General features: G+C 42.8%; 12 protein-coding genes, 1 tRNA gene and 1 pseudogene. All 14 read left to right on the forward strand.

Features of this window, described 5'->3' with window-relative positions; genetic code table 11:
• Positions 1–131: pseudogene (locus tag Q8J82_RS08665) on the forward strand (elongation factor Tu); the annotation flags it as partial.
• 71 nt (positions 132–202) lie between these two features.
• A tRNA-Trp gene (locus tag Q8J82_RS08670) sits at positions 203–278 on the forward strand.
• A 111-nt stretch (positions 279–389) separates the two neighbouring features.
• A complete protein-coding gene (gene secE, locus Q8J82_RS08675) occupies positions 390–737 on the forward strand; it encodes a preprotein translocase subunit SecE (protein ID WP_304891520.1) in 348 nt (115 codons plus the stop codon).
• The gene (gene nusG / locus Q8J82_RS08680) at positions 737–1,273 is read left to right on the forward strand and encodes a transcription termination/antitermination protein NusG (RefSeq protein ID WP_304891521.1); all 537 of its coding nucleotides are present in this window, start codon (positions 737–739) and stop codon (positions 1,271–1,273) included. The genes secE and nusG overlap by 1 nt, the downstream gene beginning before the upstream one ends.
• A 65-nt stretch (positions 1,274–1,338) precedes the next feature.
• Positions 1,339–1,770 (forward strand): 50S ribosomal protein L11, encoded by a 432-nt coding sequence (rplK, locus tag Q8J82_RS08685; RefSeq protein ID WP_304891522.1) that lies wholly within the window; start codon positions 1,339–1,341, stop codon positions 1,768–1,770.
• Between the two features lies 1 nt (position 1,771).
• Positions 1,772–2,458, forward strand: a complete 687-nt coding sequence (gene rplA, locus Q8J82_RS08690; protein ID WP_304891523.1) for a 50S ribosomal protein L1 — start codon at positions 1,772–1,774, stop codon at positions 2,456–2,458.
• Between the two features lie 354 nt (positions 2,459–2,812).
• The gene (gene rplJ, locus Q8J82_RS08695; RefSeq protein ID WP_304891524.1) at positions 2,813–3,304 is read left to right on the forward strand and encodes a 50S ribosomal protein L10; all 492 of its coding nucleotides are present in this window, start codon (positions 2,813–2,815) and stop codon (positions 3,302–3,304) included.
• A gap of 56 nt (positions 3,305–3,360) precedes the next feature.
• On the forward strand, positions 3,361–3,735 hold the full coding sequence (rplL, locus tag Q8J82_RS08700; protein ID WP_304891525.1) for a 50S ribosomal protein L7/L12: 375 nt from the start codon (positions 3,361–3,363) through the stop codon (positions 3,733–3,735).
• 208 nt (positions 3,736–3,943) lie between these two features.
• A complete protein-coding gene (rpoB, locus tag Q8J82_RS08705) occupies positions 3,944–8,116 on the forward strand; it encodes a DNA-directed RNA polymerase subunit beta (protein ID WP_305327327.1) in 4,173 nt (1,390 codons plus the stop codon).
• Positions 8,117–8,126: 10 nt separating this feature from the next.
• Entirely contained in the window at positions 8,127–12,368 is a 4,242-nt protein-coding gene (gene rpoC, locus Q8J82_RS08710) for a DNA-directed RNA polymerase subunit beta' (protein ID WP_305328141.1), read from the forward strand.
• Between the two features lie 157 nt (positions 12,369–12,525).
• The gene (rpsL, locus tag Q8J82_RS08715; protein ID WP_304890577.1) at positions 12,526–12,912 is read left to right on the forward strand and encodes a 30S ribosomal protein S12; all 387 of its coding nucleotides are present in this window, start codon (positions 12,526–12,528) and stop codon (positions 12,910–12,912) included.
• Positions 12,913–13,011: 99 nt separating this feature from the next.
• Complete coding sequence (gene rpsG, locus Q8J82_RS08720) at positions 13,012–13,482, forward strand: 30S ribosomal protein S7 (RefSeq protein ID WP_013147036.1); 471 nt, start codon at positions 13,012–13,014, stop codon at positions 13,480–13,482.
• Between the two features lie 96 nt (positions 13,483–13,578).
• Positions 13,579–15,669 carry an elongation factor G gene (fusA, locus tag Q8J82_RS08725; protein WP_304890575.1) on the forward strand — a complete coding sequence of 697 codons (2,091 nt, stop codon included), beginning with the start codon at positions 13,579–13,581 and terminating at the stop codon, positions 15,667–15,669.
• 40 nt (positions 15,670–15,709) lie between these two features.
• Positions 15,710–15,849 (forward strand): GTP-binding protein (locus Q8J82_RS08730; protein ID WP_304908554.1); only part of this gene is annotated, 140 nt, incomplete at its 3' end.

Here is a 15,849-nt window from a genome sequence, read left to right on the forward strand (position 1 = left end):
TGCCAGGTGATAACGTATCAATCACCGTCACATTAATCTCACCAATCGCGATGGAAGAAGGCTTACGCTTTGCGATCCGTGAAGGTGGCCGTACTGTGGGTGCTGGTGTGGTAGCAAAAATTATCGAGTAATTTTGTAATTAGCAAGCTACGCTAACAACCCAGCGTAGCTTGTAGTTTTTAGATTGCAGTTTGCAAGCTACAGGCCAATAGCTCAATTGGTAGAGTATCGGTCTCCAAAACCGAGGGTTGGGGGTTCGAGACCCTCTTGGCCTGCCAAATTTTAAGTAAAAATCTTACGTTTTCAAATTTATGAAGCTATGGATTTGGAATTGTTTAATTGTGTAATGCATTTGAACGCTATTATAAGTAACGCTAATTAAGTAAATTATGATCAACAAAATTAAGTTGTTGGTGGCATTTTTGCTACTTGCTGCAGGAATTGCTGGATTCTATCTGCTGGCAGATAAAGCTACCGTGTTACGAATACTCGTGGTGCTTGCAGGGTTAGGTGCGGCCATTGCAGTGCTTTGGACAACGCCAGTCGGTCAGAAATCAATTGGTTTTATGGGTGAATCGGTTGCTGAGGCGCGTAAGGTTGTGTGGCCAACACGCAAAGAAACGACACAAACGACATTGGTTGTGTTTGTGTTGGTGGTTATTATCGCCGCGTTCTTGGCTGTAGTTGATATTGGATTTGCATTTATGGTGCAGTGGTTAATGGGACGGGGCGCGTAATGAGTATGAAATGGTACGCGGTGCAAGCCTTCTCTGGTTTTGAGAAGTCAGTACAAAAGGGGCTTGAAGAACGCATTGTTCGAACAGGTCTTCAAGATCAGTTTGGTCAGATTCTAGTCCCAATCGAAGAAGTGATTGAGATGAAGGCTGGCCAAAAAACCATATCTGAACGCAAGCTATACCCAGGATATGTTTTGGTTCAGATGGACATGACGGATGAAAGTTGGCACTTGGTTAAAAGTACGCCGCGTGTTACAGCATTTATTGGTGGAAGTGCGCAAAAGCCAACGCCTATTAAAGATAAAGAAGTCGATATTATTTTACAGCGCATTGATGATAGTAAAAGCAATCCTACGCAAAAACTTACCTTTGAAAAAGGTGAGTCAGTGCGAATTGTCGATGGCCCGTTCAAGGACTTTTCAGGCAATGTTGAAGATGTTAACTATGAGAAGAGTAAGTTGCATGTTTCTGTTGTGATTTTCGGTCGCTCAACACCAGTGGAATTAGAATTCAGTCAGATCGAAAAAGAAGTTTAGTAGGCAGTATTAATCAACGGGGAGCTAAGTAATTTAGCGTTTGTACCCATTTTAGGAGTTATACCATGGCAAAGAAAGTCATTGGCTACATCAAGCTGCAGATCCCTGCAGGTAAAGCCAACCCGAGTCCTCCAGTCGGTCCAGCATTGGGTCAACGCGGTTTAAATATTATGGAATTCTGTAAGGCATTTAATGCTGCAACTCAAGGCGTAGAGCCTGGCTTGCCAATTCCAGTAGTGATTACAGCGTTTGCTGATAAGAGCTTCACTTTTGTGATGAAGTCACCTCCAGCAACTATTTTAATCAAAAAAGCAGCTGGTATCACTAAAGGTTCACCGCGTCCACATACTGATAAAGTTGGAAAAATTACGCGTGCTCAGGCTGAGGAAATTGTAAATACCAAGCGCGCGGATCTGTCTGCATCAGACATGGATGCTGCTGTGCGTACCATTGCAGGTAGTGCACGTAGCATGGGTATTGAAGTGGAGGGTGTATAACATGGCTAAGAGAATTGATGCGCTACGCGCAAAAGTAGATCGTAACAAACTTTATCCAGTAGTGGATGGTCTTACTATGGTTAAAGAAAATGCAAAAGCAAAATTCAATGAATCTATTGATGCGGTTGTTAACCTTGGTATTGATGCGCGTAAATCCGACCAATTAGTACGTGGTGCTTTAGTGCTACCGAATGGTACAGGTAAGACTACCCGTGTTGCGGTATTCGCGCAAGGTGCGCAAGCTGAGGCGGCTAAGGCAGCTGGTGCTGATGTGGTGGGTTTTGAAGATTTGGCTGAACAAGTTAAAGCTGGTGTAATGGACTTTGATATTGTGATTGCAACTCCAGATGCGATGCGTATCGTTGGTGCTTTGGGTCAAATTTTAGGTCCACGTGGTTTAATGCCTAACCCAAAAGTGGGTACTGTGACTCCTGATGCGGCTACTGCTGTTAAGAATGCTAAAGCGGGTCAAGTGCAATATCGTACAGATAAAGGCGGTATTATTCATTGCACAATCGGTCGTGCTTCTTTCACGGTTGAGCAATTGCAAGGTAATCTGGTAGCTTTAGTAGATGCTTTAAATAAAGCGAAACCAGCTTCAACTAAAGGTGTTTATCTTAAAAAATTATCTATCTCTAGCACTATGGGTGCTGGTGTAAGAGTCGATCAGGCCAGCTTGGTTGCTTAATTAAAGAATGAGGGGTGAGCTTGGTAGCTGATTTAGTTCCCAGGTTTACTCGCAAAGGGCTTTGGGCTCATTGATTATGAAGATCATTTTTGATCTGACTTAAACAGTGAGGTTATCAAAGACCGTAGGTGTCCGAATGGGCTTAATGTAAGTGAGTAGATAGTGGGTGAAAAAGTGATAATGACTTTAACCTCTGCTTTATATTTGCTAAACCCTACGCAGATGGCGCATCCATAAACGGGAAAATTATCTCCTATTGACAGGTCGCCGTAAAATGGTTTTTAGTGTATTTAATACTAAAAGCAGATTCTGTTTTAGCAATAAAACAGAGATTTTAACGGAAGGAGAAAGACCTTGAGTCTAAATCTTACAGAGAAAAAAGCAGTAGTTGCTGAAGTTAGCGCACAGGTTGCACAAGCTCAAGCAATTGTTCTTGCTGAGTATCGTGGCATGGGCGTGGCTGACATGACCGTATTGCGTGCAGAAGCTCGAAAATCAGGTGTGTACTTGCGTGTATTGAAAAATACCTTAGTACGCCGTGCAGTTGACGGAACGCCATTTTCAGCACTTGCAAACGACATGGTTGGCCCATTGGTGTTTGGTATTTCTACAGACCCAGTTGCTGCGGCAAAAGTATTGAACAATTTTGCTAAGACTAACGACAAGTTCGTTATTAAAGCTGGCGCTATACCGAATCAGTTGATGGACGTTGCGGGCGTACAAGCCTTGGCATCTACATTAAGCCGTGAAGAGTTACTCGCTAAATTTGCGCGTACGCTCAACGAAGTGCCAACCAAATTCGCTCGCGCGATGGCGGCTATTCGTGATGCTAAAGAAGCAGCTTAATTCACCAGTTCAACTTATTTAAAAGTAACATTATTTAATTTTAGGGAATATTCAAAATGGCAATTACAAATGCAGATATTTTAGATGCAGTAGGCAAGATGTCAGTTTTAGATTTGACAGCATTTATTAAAGAAATCGAAGAAAAGTTTGGCGTTTCAGCTGCTGCTGTTGCAGTGGCTGCAGCAGCAGGCGGCGCAGCACCAGCTGCAGCAGCTGAGCAAACAGAATTCAATGTAATTCTGTTAAGCGCTGGAGAACAAAAAGTTAGCGTAATTAAAGCGGTACGTGAATTAACAGCTTTAGGTTTAAAAGAAGCTAAAGATTTAGTTGATGGCGCACCAAAAGCAATTAAAGAAGGTGTTTCAAAAGCAGATGCTGATGCAGCATTGAAAAAATTGATTGAAGCTGGCGCAACTGGCGAAATCAAGTAATAACTTGGTATAGCGTGATTTAGGCTGACGGGAAACCGTCAGCCTTCGCCGTTTATAGCGGCGAAAAGATTGTAACAAATTGTAATTATATTTCGTACTTAACATGAAGTCAGAAATCAAAGTACTTTCAAAGCTTAATAAGTAAGGTCTGTACATTAATTTTGATGAAAAGTACTTTAATTTCTGCCCTCAAACATTAGGAGATGCAATGAGCTATTCCTTCACCGAAAAGAAACGCCTTCGTAAAAGTTTCGCCAAGCGCGAAAGTGTGCAAGAAATTCCATACTTGCTTGCAATGCAACTAGAGTCTTATAAAGCATTTTTGCAAGCGGATACGCCTGCTGATAAGCGGACGGAAGATGGTTTGCAATCAACTTTTGCTTCGGTTTTTCCTATCGTTAGTCATTCTGGTAATGCGCGTTTAGATTATGTGAGCTACCAATTAGGCGCTGAGCCTTTTGATGTGAAAGAATGTCAGCAACGTGGCTTAACTTACGCTGCGCCATTGCGCGTAAAAGTCCGTTTGACTATCATGGATAAAGAAGCTTCTAAACCAACGGTTAAGGAAGTGAAAGAGCAGGAAGTTTACATGGGCGAATTGCCTTTGATGACTGAAAATGGCTCATTTGTCATTAATGGTACTGAGCGTGTAATTGTTTCTCAGTTGCACCGCAGCCCAGGCGTGTTCTTTGAGCATGATCGTGGTAAAACACATAGCTCAGGCAAATTGTTATTCTCAGCACGAATCATCCCTTACCGTGGATCATGGTTGGATTTTGAGTTCGATCCTAAAGATTATTTGTATTTCCGTATTGACCGTCGCCGTAAAATGCCTGTCACCATTTTGCTTAAAGCACTTGGATATACTCCAGAACAAATCATTGGCACTTTCTTTGATTTTGATACTTTTCATGTTAGTGCAAAGGGTGTTGAATTTACATTAGTGCCAGATCGTTTACGTGGAGAAGTTGCTAAGTTCGACATTGTTGCTAAAGACGGCACAGTGTTAGTTGCTAAAGACAAACGCATTACAGTAAAACATATCCGTGATATGGAAAAAGCGGGCGTAAGCAAAATTGCTGTGCCACAAGACTTTATTCTTGGTCGCGCAATTGGGACTGGTATCGTAGATAAAGAAACTGGCGAAGTCATTGCAAATGCAAATGATGAAATTACAGAATCACTGCTTGAAAAATTGGTTGATGCAAAAGTTGGTGAAATTAGCACGCTTTATTCTAATGACTTAGACCACGGTGACTATATTTCTCAAACATTGCGCATTGATGAAATTCCTGATCAATATAGCGCGCGTGTTGCGATTTACCGCATGATGCGTCCAGGCGAACCGCCAACTGAAGACTCAGTAGAAGCGTTATTTCACGGTTTATTCTTTAATGAAGATCGCTATGATTTATCACGCGTAGGACGCATGAAGTTTAATCGTCGTGCTTTCCCGGAAAAAACTGAAGAGCGTCAATCAAGTTGGATGCGTAAGTTCTATGAAACTGTTGGTCCTCGTGGTGCTGAAGGTGAATATATCCTTTCAAATGACGATATCCTTGCAGTGATTGGTGTGTTGCTAGAGTTGCGTAATGGTCGTGGCGAAATCGATGATATTGACCACTTAGGTAATCGCCGTATCCGTTCAGTAGGTGAATTGGCAGAAAACCAATTCCGTACAGGTTTGGTTCGCGTGGAACGTGCTGTTAAAGAACGTTTGTCACAAGCTGAGTCTGATAACTTGATGCCGCATGATTTGATTAATGCGAAACCAGTATCTAGCGCAATTCGTGAATTCTTTGGCTCAAGCCAATTGTCACAATTTATGGATCAAACCAATCCATTGTCAGAAATTACGCATAAACGCCGTATTTCAGCATTAGGCCCTGGTGGTTTAACGCGTGAGCGTGCTGGTTTTGAGGTGCGTGACGTACATTCAACCCACTATGGTCGTATGTGTCCAATTGAGACGCCAGAAGGTCCAAACATTGGTTTGATCAACTCATTGGCTTTGTATGCACGTACTAATGAATATGGTTTCCTAGAAACACCGTATCGCCGTGTGGAAGGCAATAAAGTCTCCGATACGATTGATTATCTTTCAGCGATTGAGGAAAGTCAGTACATGATTGCTCAGGCAAACACTGACTTAGATACGAAAAATATGTTCGTTGAGGACTTGGTTTCATCACGTCACCATAATGAATTTACTATGACACAACCAGACCGCGTGCAATATATGGATGTTGCTCCAGGTCAAATTGTATCTGTGGCGGCTTCATTGATTCCATTCCTGGAGCACGATGACGCGAACCGCGCATTGATGGGTGCTAACATGCAGCGTCAAGCGGTGCCATGTCTGCGAGCTGAAAAAGCCGTAGTTGGTACAGGTATTGAACGTACAGTAGCGGTTGACTCTGGTACGACAGTTCAAGCGCGTCGTGGCGGCGTGGTGGATTATGTCGATTCTGGCCGTATCGTTGTTCGTGTGAACGATGACGAAGCGAAAGACGGCGAAGTCGGTGTTGATATTTACAACTTAACTAAATATACACGGTCAAATCAGAACACCAACATCAACCAACGTCCTTTGGTGCGTGTAGGCGATAAGTTGGCACGTGGTGATGTGATTGCCGATGGCGCTTCAACTGATATGGGTGAATTGGCGCTAGGTCAAAACATGTTGGTAGGCTTTATGCCATGGAACGGTTATAACTACGAGGATTCAATTCTAATCTCTGAACGCGTAGTAGCGGATGATCGCTATACGTCAATTCATATTGAAGAGTTAACCGTTGTTGCACGTGATACTAAGCTTGGTGCAGAAGAAATCACACAGGATATTTCGAACTTAAGTGAGCGCATGTTAGGTCGCTTGGATGAAACAGGTATTATTTATATCGGTGCTGATGTTGAAGCGGGTGATGTATTAGTTGGTAAAGTGACGCCAAAAGGTGAAACGCAACTTACACCAGAAGAAAAATTGTTACGTGCCATTTTTGGTGAAAAAGCTTCAGACGTTAAAGATACTTCACTTCGCGTGCCATCTGGTATGAGCGGAACCGTGATTGACGTACAAGTCTTTACACGTGAAGGCTTGGAGCGTGATTCTCGTGCGCAGCAAATTATTGATGATCAGTTGACGCACTACAAACAAGACTTAGCGGACCAAATGCGTATTGTTGAAGATGATGCCTTTGGTCGTATCCGCCGTTTGATTGAAGGTAAAACTGCAACTGGCGGTCCAAACAAGCTGAAAAAAGGCGATGAATTGACGGCTGAGTATTTAGCGTCTGTTGGTCGCTATGACTGGTTTGATATTCGTTTAAGCGATGAAGAAACAGCGCGTCAATTAGAGCAGCTAAAAGATAGTTTAGCTCAAGCACGTGTTGCCTTTGATAGTAAATTTGAAGAGAAAAAACGTAAATTGACACAAGGCGATGAATTGCCTGCTGGTGTACAGAAAATGGTTAAAGTGTATTTAGCTGTAAAACGTCGTATTCAGCCGGGTGATAAAATGGCTGGTCGTCACGGTAACAAGGGTGTTATTTCAAAAATCTGTCCAGTAGAAGATATGCCACATATGGCGGATGGTACACCTATGGATATCGTGTTAAACCCGCTAGGTGTTCCGTCACGTATGAACATTGGTCAGATTTTGGAAACTCACTTAGGCTGGGCTGCTAAAGGCTTGGGTCATCGTATTGATGAGATGTTACGTGCAGAAGCCAAAGTTACTGAAATTCGTAAGTTTTTGGAGCAGATCTACAACGACAGCACAGGTAAAAAAGAAGACATCAAGTCATTCAGTGATGCTGAAGTTTTAGAGTTGGCTAAAAACTTAACAAATGGTGTGCCATTTGCTACACCAGTATTTGATGGCGCAGCAGAATCTGACATTAAAGCTATGCTTGATTTAGCGTTTCCGGATGATGATGCCCGTACCAAGCAACTACAGTTCTCTGCTGGCAAAACACAAGTGAAATTGTTCGATGGCCGTACAGGCGATGCCTTTGAGCGTCCTGTAACTGTTGGCTATATGCATGTATTGAAATTGCATCACTTGGTTGATGACAAAATGCATGCGCGTTCTACTGGCCCATATTCATTGGTAACGCAACAACCATTGGGCGGCAAAGCGCAATTTGGTGGTCAGCGATTCGGTGAGATGGAGGTTTGGGCGCTAGAAGCTTATGGTGCATCATATACGTTACAAGAAATGCTGACAGTTAAGTCTGATGACGTGACTGGTCGTACAAAAGTATATGAAAATATCGTCAAGGGCGAACACAAAATTGATGCTGGTATGCCAGAATCATTTAACGTGTTAGTGAAAGAAATTCGCTCACTCGCTATCGACATTGACCTAGACAGAAACTAAGGAGATAAATATGAAAGCTCTATTAGACTTATTCAAACAGGTAACGCAAGAAGAAGAGTTCGATGCCATTAAGATTGCACTTGCTTCACCTGAAAAAATCCGTTCATGGTCATATGGCGAAGTAAAAAAGCCGGAAACTATTAACTATCGTACTTTTAAACCAGAGCGTGATGGTTTGTTCTGTGCAAAAATCTTTGGCCCGATAAAAGATTACGAGTGTTTGTGCGGTAAATATAAACGCTTAAAACATCGCGGTGTAATCTGCGAAAAATGCGGCGTTGAAGTAACGCTATCTAAAGTGCGTCGTGAGCGTATGGGTCATATTGACCTAGCATCACCAGTTGCGCATATTTGGTTCTTAAAATCATTACCAAGCCGTTTAGGTATGGTGCTAGATATCGCCTTACGTGATATTGAACGCGTATTGTATTTTGAAGCATTCATCGTGGTTGATCCAGGCATGACACCGCTTACACGCGGTCAGTTATTGACTGAAGATGATTACTTGGCAAAAGTTGAAGAATACGGCGACGAATTCAATGCTGTTATGGGTGCTGAAGCGGTGCGTGAGTTGTTGCGTACCATGGATATTGAGCGTGAAGTAGTTCAATTACGCCAAGACTTAGGCGCAACGGGCTCTGAGGCAAAAATCAAGAAAATTGCTAAACGCTTAAAAGTATTAGAAGCATTCCAAAAATCTGGCATTAAGCCAGAGTGGATGATTCTTGAAATCTTGCCAGTATTGCCGCCAGAATTACGTCCATTAGTACCCTTGGATGGCGGCCGTTTTGCAACGTCAGATTTAAACGATCTATATCGCCGTGTAATTAACCGTAACAACCGTTTAAAACGCTTGTTAGAGTTGAAAGCACCTGAAATTATAGTGCGTAACGAAAAACGTATGTTGCAAGAAGCCGTGGACTCACTATTGGATAACGGCCGTCGCGGTAAAGTGATGACTGGTGCTAACAAGCGTCCATTGAAATCATTAGCTGATATGATTAAAGGTAAAGGCGGCCGTTTCCGTCAGAACTTGTTGGGTAAACGTGTGGATTACTCAGGTCGTTCGGTGATTGTGGTTGGTCCGCAACTGAAATTGCATCAATGCGGTTTGCCTAAGAAAATGGCTTTGGAATTATTCAAACCATTCATTTTCCATAAACTGGAAGTGTTAGGTATTGCAACAACGATTAAAGCTGCTAAGAAAAAAGTAGAAGAAGAAGGACCAGAAGTTTGGGATATTCTTGAAGATGTAATCCGCGAGCATCCAGTATTACTTAACCGTGCGCCTACATTGCACCGTTTAGGTATTCAAGCGTTTGAGCCTATCTTGATTGAAGGCAAAGCAATTCAATTGCACCCACTTGTCTGTGCGGCATTCAACGCCGACTTCGATGGTGACCAAATGGCTGTTCACGTTCCGTTGTCGCTAGAAGCGCAAATGGAAGCACGGACTTTAATGTTGGCTTCAAATAATGTGCTGTCACCTGCAAACGGGGAGCCGATTATTGTTCCATCACAAGATATCGTGTTGGGCTTGTACTACATGACGCGCGACAGAGTTGCCGCTCGTGGTGAAGGTATGCGTTTTGCTGATGTAAAAGAAGTGCAACGTGTATTTGACCAAGGGTTAATTGATATTCACGCGAAAATTACCGTGCGTATTAAAGAGTACGAGCTAGATTTGGACGGTGTTAAAACTGAAAAAACCAACCGTTATGAAACAACTGTGGGTCGTGCATTGTTGTCACAAATTCTGCCTGCTGGATTAGCTTATAGCAACCTTGACAAAGCGTTGAAAAAGAAAGAAATTTCTAAATTAATCAATGCTTCATTCCGTAAAGTTGGCATCCGAGAAACAGTTATTTTTGCTGATAAATTAAAGGACGCAGGTTACTCATACGCGACTAAAGCTGGTATTTCTATCAGTATTAACGATATGCTAGTACCGAAAGAAAAAGGTGCGTTGATCGCGGCTGCTGAATCTGAAGTTAAGGAAATTGAAGATCAGTACGTTTCAGGCTTGGTAACACAAGGTGAGCGTTACAATAAAGTGGTGGATATTTGGGGTCGTGCAAGTGATAAAGTTGCTGACGCCATGATGAAGCAACTTAAAGAAGAAGATGTATTAGACGCTGATGGCAAGCAAGTGAAAGACAAGGCAGGTAAAGTGCTACGTCAGGAATCATTTAATGCTATTTACATGATGGCTGACTCTGGTGCTCGTGGTTCTGCTGCGCAGATTCGTCAGTTAGCTGGTATGCGCGGTTTGATGGCGAAACCAGATGGTTCTATCATTGAAACGCCAATTAAAGCTAACTTCCGTGATGGCCTGAACGTGTTGCAATACTTTATTTCAACCCACGGTGCTCGTAAGGGTCTAGCTGATACTGCGTTGAAAACAGCCAACTCCGGCTACTTAACACGTCGTTTAGTTGATGTGACACAGGATTTGGTTGTAACTGAGATTGATTGCGGTACAAGTGATGGTTTAGTGACTAAAGCTTTGGTAAAAGGCGGTGAAGTGATTGAGCCGTTGCACGATCGTATTTTAGGCCGTACGGCTGCGCTTGATGTTATCAACCCAGAAACTCAAGAAGTGATTTACCCAGCAGGTACACTATTGGGTGAAGACGAAGTTGAACATCTTGATGCGCTAGGTATTGATGAGGTAAAAGTACGTACAGCACTTACATGTGACACACGTTACGGTATCTGTGCTAAATGTTATGGCCGTGACTTAGGTCGTGGCAAATTGATTAGCATGGGTGAGGCTGTTGGTGTGATTGCAGCGCAATCAATTGGTGAACCTGGTACACAACTAACCATGCGTACCTTCCACATTGGTGGTGCGGCGTCGCGTGCGGCTTCAGTGTCACAAGTTGAAGGTAAGTCTAACGGTGTGTTGAACTTCACTTCTACGATGCGTTATGTAACGAATGCGCGTAATGAGCAGGTGGTGATTTCACGTAACGGCGAAGTGATTATTGCTGATGAAAACGGTCGCGAGCGTGAGCGTCATAAAGTGCCATACGGTGCGACATTGCAAATTACTGATGGTAAAACAGTAAAAGCAGGTCAGGCGATTGCAACATGGGATCCACATACCCGCCCAATTATTACTGAATACGCGGGTCAAATTAAATTTGAAAACGTGGAAGAGGGTATTACCGTTGCTAAACAAATTGATGATGTAACAGGCTTGTCATCATTGGTAGTGATTGATCCTAAGCAGCGTGCTGGTCAAACTAAAGGCTTACGTCCTCAAGTTAAATTGTTGGATGCTAATGGCGTTGAAGTTAAGATCACAGGTAGCGAGCAATCGGTTAATACCACATTCCAATTGGGTTGTATTATTACCGTTAAAGATGGCCAAGAAGTAGGTGTGGGTGAAGTTATCGCGCGTATTCCACAAGAATCCTCTAAAACACGTGATATTACTGGGGGTCTTCCACGCGTAGCTGAGTTATTTGAAGCGCGTTCACCAAAAGATGCAGGTATGTTGGCTGAAGTAACTGGTACTGTTTCGTTCGGTAAAGATACAAAAGGCAAACAACGTTTAGTGATTACTGATTTAGACGGCATTACCAGCGAATTCTTGATTCCTAAAGATAAACACGTAACAGCGCATGATGGCCAAGTGGTAACTAAAGGTGAGAGTATTGTTGATGGCCCAGCTGAACCGCAAGATATTCTACGCTTACAAGGTCGCGAAGCATTAGCACGTTACATCATCGATGAAGTGCAAGACGTATATCGTTTGCAAGGTGTTAAGATTAACGATAAACACATTGAGGTCATTGTGCGTCAAATGTTACGTCGTGTACGTGTAACCGATGCTGGCGATACAAGTTTCATCATGGGTGAGCAAGTAGAACGTGCAGATTTATTGGCACAAAATGAACGTGTCATCGCACAAGATAAACGCCCGGCTGAATTTGAATATGTATTGCTTGGTATCACTAAAGCATCACTTTCAACTGATTCGTTTATTTCAGCGGCATCGTTCCAGGAAACTACACGTGTGTTGACTGAAGCGGCAATTCTAGGTAAACGTGATGAATTGCGCGGATTGAAAGAAAACGTCATTGTTGGCCGTTTGATTCCTGCAGGTACAGGTTTGGCATATCACGAAGCTCGTAAGCGTGCAGCAGCTGGCGGAATTCAAGCCAAAGAAATTCCAGCAGAAGCGCTGTTTGTAGAAGCTGAAGTAACAGAGGTAGAAGTAGTTAGTGAAATAGCAGCAGAATAAAATCAAGCGATTAAAGTCTTGACAATAAAAGTCAGGCTAAATAGAATGTTGGGTTTTTCAGGATAGCTAAATTGTCAGTAATGGCATTGCTATCCTGGTTTGTTTTGCAATTTTTAAAAAAGTATCATTTAAGAACATTATTTAGAGGTTATAGGCAATGCCAACCATCAATCAGTTAATACGTAAGCCACGCGCTAAAGTGGTCACAAAAAGTAAAGTGCCTGCACTTGAATCATGCCCACAAAAACGTGGTGTATGTACACGTGTTTATACAACGACACCTAAAAAGCCTAACTCGGCTTTGCGTAAAGTTGCAAAGGTGCGTCTGACCAATGGCTATGAAGTGATTAGCTATATCGGTGGTGAAGGCCATAACTTGCAAGAGCATAGTGTTGTGCTATTGCGTGGCGGTCGTGTAAAAGATTTACCAGGCGTGCGTTACCATATGGTGCGTGGTAGTTTGGATACGGCTGGTGTTAAGGACCGTAAACAATCACGCTCTAAATACGGTGCTAAACGTCCTAAAGAAGCCAAGGCTAAGTAATTTAGCTTTGTAATATAAGTTGGTTTATTTAATAGCGGCTATCCAATAGCCTTGCTCGTGCAGTTGCTAGCAAAACATAAGTAGAGAATAGAGAGAATTATGCCAAGACGTAGAGAAGTCCCCAAACGCAATATACTTCCAGATCCAAAATTTGGAAGCCAAGAAGTTTCAAAATTTGTAAACGTATTGATGACAGGTGGTAAAAAATCTGTTGCTGAGCGTATTTTATACGGTGCGTTTGATCAAATTGCAGCTAAAACAGGTAAAGATGCTTTGGAGGTGTTTACCCTTGCACTAACAAACCTACGCCCATTAGTGGAAGTTAAAAGTCGTCGCGTTGGTGGTGCTAACTATCAAGTGCCAGTAGAAGTTCGTCCTAACCGTCGTAGTGCCTTGGCAATGCGTTGGATGCGTGATGCCGCGCGTAAGCGTGGTGAGAAGTCAATGGGCTTGCGTTTGGCTGCTGAATTAACTGAAGCTTCTGAAGGTCGTGGATCAGCAATGAAAAAACGTGAAGAAGTTCACCGTATGGCGGAAGCGAATAAAGCATTCTCACATTTCAGGTTCTAGTATCTGATTGTTGTTTAGTTGGCCTAAGTAAATGCTTGGGTCAGTTGCATCGCTCTTTAAGAATTTAAGCAATAATATTAAGTAAAGGTAATAGCCGTGGCTCGTATAACCCCTATTGAACGCTATCGTAACATTGGTATTTCTGCGCACATTGACGCAGGTAAAACAACGACTACAGAACGTATTTTGTTTTATACAGGTGTCAACCACAAAATTGGTGAAGTGCATAATGGCGCCGCTACTATGGACTGGATGGAGCAGGAACAGGAGCGTGGTATTACTATTACTTCAGCAGCAACTACTTGCTTCTGGAAGGGTATGGCTGGTCAATTTGATCAGCATCGCATTAATATTATTGATACTCCAGGCCACGTTGACTTTACTATTGAAGTAGAGCGTTCAATGCGTGTGCTTGATGGTGCTTGTATGGTTTATTGTGCAGTCGGCGGTGTGCAACCTCAATCTGAAACGGTATGGCGTCAGGCAAATAAATACAAGGTTCCACGTATCGCGTTCGTTAATAAAATGGACCGCGCAGGTGCTAACTTCTTCAAAGTGTACGATCAAATGCGTGCACGTCTCAAAGCAAATCCAGTGCCTTTGCAAGTGCCAATTGGCGCTGAAGAAAAGTTCGAAGGTGTAGTTGATCTTATTAAAATGAAAGCCATATATTGGGATGACGCATCTCAAGGTATGAAGTTTGATTACCGTGAAATCCCGGCTGACTTGAAAGCGGAGTGCGATAAGTGGCGTGAAAACATGGTTGAAGCTGCTGCTGAGGCTACAGAAGAGCTGATGAATAAATACCTTGAAGAAGGTGATTTGTCAGAATCTGACATCATGACAGGTTTGCGTATGCGTACCATTGCTTTTGAAATTGTTCCTATGGTGTGTGGTTCAGCTTTTAAAAACAAAGGCGTACAAGCCATGTTGGATAAAGTTATTGAATTAATGCCAGCACCTACAGACATTCCGCCTACTAAAGCTGAAGATGGTGATGGTAATGAGATTCGTCTTAAAGCTTCAGATGATGAAAAATTCTCAGCATTAGCTTTCAAAATTATGACTGACCCGTTTGTAGGTCAATTGATATTCTTCCGCGTTTATTCAGGTGTGATTAACGCCGGTGATACCGTTTACAACCCAATTAAGGGCAAAAAAGAACGTATTGGCCGTATCGTGCAAATGCATGCCAATACACGTGAGCCTCTGACTGAAGTGCGTGCTGGAGATATTGCGGCGGCGATTGGTCTTAAAGAAGCAACTACTGGCGACACACTCTGTAGCGTGAATGATGAGATTATTCTTGAGCGCATGATATTCCCTGAGCCAGTGATTCACGTTGCAGTTGAGCCAAAAACTAAAGCTGACCAAGAGAAGATGGGTGTTGCTTTGAACCGTTTAGCACAAGAAGATCCATCTTTCCGTGTTAAAACTGACGAAGAGACTAATCAAACAATTATTTCAGGTATGGGTGAGTTGCATCTTGAGATTTTAGTAGACCGTATGCGTCGTGAATTTAACGTAGAAGCTAACGTTGGTGCGCCACAAGTGGCTTACCGTGAAGCAATTAAGAAGAAAGTTGAAGTTGAGGGTAAGTTTGTTAAGCAATCAGGCGGTAAGGGTCAATATGGCCATGTATGGCTAATTATGGAGCCAAACGAGCCAGGCAAAGGCTTTGAGTTTATTGATGCAATTAAAGGCGGTACAGTGCCACGCGAGTTCATTCCTGCAGTTGAAAAGGGTTTGCGCGAAACAATTCCGGCAGGTGTTTTAGCCGGCTTCCCAGTTGTAGATGTTAAAGTTACCTTGTTTGATGGTTCATACCATGATGTTGACTCGAATGAAAACGCATTTAAAATGGCTGCTTCAATCGGCTTTAAAGACGGTATGCGTAAGGCTGACCCAATCTTGCTGGAGCCAATGATGGCTGTAGAAGTTGAGACGCCTGAAGATTATATGGGCGATATCATGGGTGACTTGTCATCACGTCGCGGTATCATTCAAGGTATGGAAGATAATGCAACGGGCAAAGTGATCCGTGCAGAAGTGCCATTAGCTGAGATGTTTGGTTATTCAACTACCGTACGTTCACTATCGCAAGGTCGCGCAAGCTATAGTATGGAATTTAAGCATTACACAGAAGCACCAAGAAACGTGGCTGAAGCCATCATGAATAAGAAGTAATTGAAACTATTCTTAAAATATTGAATTTAAAGGAAATTAAATGGCAAAAGGTAAATTTGAGCGGACCAAGCCGCACGTCAACGTAGGTACGATTGGCCACGTGGACCATGGTAAAACAACACTAACAGCAGCGATTACTACAATCTTGTCAAAAAAATTCGGCGGCGAAGCAAAAGCCTA

Origin of the sequence: Methylotenera sp., from assembly GCF_030684185.1 — a bacterium.
GTDB lineage: Bacteria > Pseudomonadota > Gammaproteobacteria > Burkholderiales > Methylophilaceae > Methylotenera.